The following is a 2,096-nucleotide window of genomic DNA, read 5'->3' as shown; positions in this document are numbered from 1 at the left end:
GGGTATCTTCCATACCGCCATGGCTGGGGTGGATCGGGGCGCGGCCCTGACCCAACGGATGCTGGCGTTCGCGCGCCGCCAGGAGCTCAAGCCGACTGCCGTGGACATCGGGGGACTCGTTCACGGTATGGCGGACATGGTCCAGACCACCCTCGGGTCTCGCATCACCATCATCAGCCGTTTCCCGCTGACCCTTGACCGGGCCCTCGTCGATGCACATCAGCTCGAACTTGCGCTGCTCAACCTCTTCGTCAATGCGCGGGACGCGATGCCCGCCGGGGGCAGCATCGAGATCCGAGCGGCCGTCGAGTCGGTGACGAAGGGACATGCCTCAGGTCTCCCCGCAGGCCGGTATGTCCGCCTGTCAGTCATCGATGAAGGGGAGGGCATGTCACCCGAGACCCTTGCTCGCGCGGCCGATCCGTTCTTCACAACCAAAGGCGTTGGCAAAGGCACAGGCCTGGGCCTATCCATGGTTCACGGTCTTGCCGAACAGTCCAACGGGCGCCTGATAGTGGAGAGTGAGGTCGGACGAGGCACCACCGTGAGCTTGTTGCTCCCCGTTGCCGACCCTGGGTCGCCCGCCCGGCAGCCTGAGAAGCACGATGTGGAGAGGAAAGGCACGTCGCCCGGCCCTGGTCGCGCGCTGCGTATTCTCGCCGTCGATGACGATCCTCTCGTGCGCGTGACGCTATCCGCGTTGCTCGAAGACATGGGTCATGTTGTCGTGTCGGCGGAATCAGGTCAGCAGGCCGTGGATGCCTTCGACGGCGGCGGCCACTTCGACCTGCTGGTAACCGATTACGCGATGCCGGGCATGACCGGGGCCGAGCTTGTTGAATCTGTCCGGACGGTTCAGCCCGAGGTGCCCATCGTCGTCGCCACCGGTTATGCGGAGGTAGCCTTGGGGTCGCTGCGTGGTGTCACGCAGCTAGCCAAGCCCTTCGATCGCAAGGCGCTGGCGGGTGCCATCGATGCTGCCGTCAGAGCGACCCCGGTGGGCGGTGCCTGACGCCCACGCATGGCGCCGCCCGCCGGCGCGGGAAAGGAACGGCCGTGACCCGAGGTCGGAAGATTCTTATGCAGACGTTGGCTGCCATGGACTGGGGGCATTGCATCATGCGCACGTGTGTCAGTCACCGGTCTGATCGCGCGGCGCGTCGACTGCTTTGGACTGGGGCGAGTCTTTCTGCCGCAAAAAGATCGACAACACAACCAGCGATAACACGGCCAGAAATTCGCTCTGCCAATTCTGGAAAGACTCGAACCAAAAGCTGGGATCGATCAAGTAGTCACCCAACCGAGGCGACGATTGGGCATGCATGGCTGCTTGCAGGATTGCCTTACGCCAACTGCCCAGCAGATGGCCGACGAAGCAGCCGAGGAACAGCAGCAGAAAGGCGATCGACAGCGAGTTGGCGTAGATCCAGCGGATGGGGCCGCCGCGCCGCCACGCGCGTGGTTGTTTTTCCCACGGCGTAGGCGTGGCGACCTCATCAGCGGGGTCCATTGGACGCGATTCAGCCGACCCCTTTTGGCGTAGCCACACGGTCAATAAGACGTAGACGCCCATTTGCAGGAACTCGCTTTCCCAGTTCTCGAATGTCGCCGACCAGAAGTCGCCACTCGCCAGGTAAGCGGTCATGCCCAGCGAGGCACGACCGTGTTCGGCCAGTTCCTGGTTGTAGGCAGCGTGCCCGGTAGCTGCTTGTGCGGCCCACGCTGCCAACATCATCAGGCCGACGACGAGACTTAGCCCGTTGCGCTTGAAAAAAGAACCACCCATGCCGTCCATCCCTAGATGGCGCCTAGCATCCATTCGCCACAGTGAAGCCGACGTCCGCAGGCATTTCCGAAGCCTAAAGCTGGAAGAAAGGCGCATGCGTTATTTAGAGGCGCGCCCTTCTGTCCGGTAGGCCGCACCGTGGCGAGACTCTCCCTCTTCAATCGGCTCACCAGCTGGGCCGCCACCGCCGCAGGGAGCCCGGCGGCTTCCATCGGCGCCGCCGCCGTGGTCGCGATCTGGGCCGCATGTGGACCGGTTTTCAAATACAGTGAGACGTGGCAGCTGGTGATCAATACGGGCACGACCATCG

At 63.4% G+C, this 2,096-nt stretch carries 3 protein-coding genes; 2 read left to right on the top strand and 1 reads right to left on the bottom strand.

Features of this window, described 5'->3' with window-relative positions; translation table 11 throughout:
• A partial coding sequence (locus AC1DT2_RS21665; protein ID WP_477298659.1) for an ATP-binding protein occupies positions 1-1,012 on the top strand: 1,012 nt, incomplete at its 5' end.
• Positions 1,013-1,132: 120 nt separating this feature from the next.
• On the opposite strand, the gene AC1DT2_RS21660 is transcribed toward AC1DT2_RS21665, so the two are convergent.
• The gene (locus AC1DT2_RS21660; RefSeq protein ID WP_477298662.1) at positions 1,133-1,786 is read right to left on the bottom strand and encodes a DUF6766 family protein; all 654 of its coding nucleotides are present in this window, start codon (positions 1,784-1,786) and stop codon (positions 1,133-1,135) included.
• A gap of 138 nt (positions 1,787-1,924) precedes the next feature.
• Here AC1DT2_RS21660 and AC1DT2_RS21655 point away from each other — a divergent pair.
• Positions 1,925-2,096: low affinity iron permease family protein (locus AC1DT2_RS21655; RefSeq protein WP_477298661.1), on the top strand; the 172-nt coding region annotated here is incomplete at its 3' end.

This window comes from Luteibacter sp. P4_E6 (genome assembly GCF_056401535.1).
Note: the sequence above shows the minus strand (reverse complement) of the source record. Positions and strands in the feature narration are given on the sequence as shown.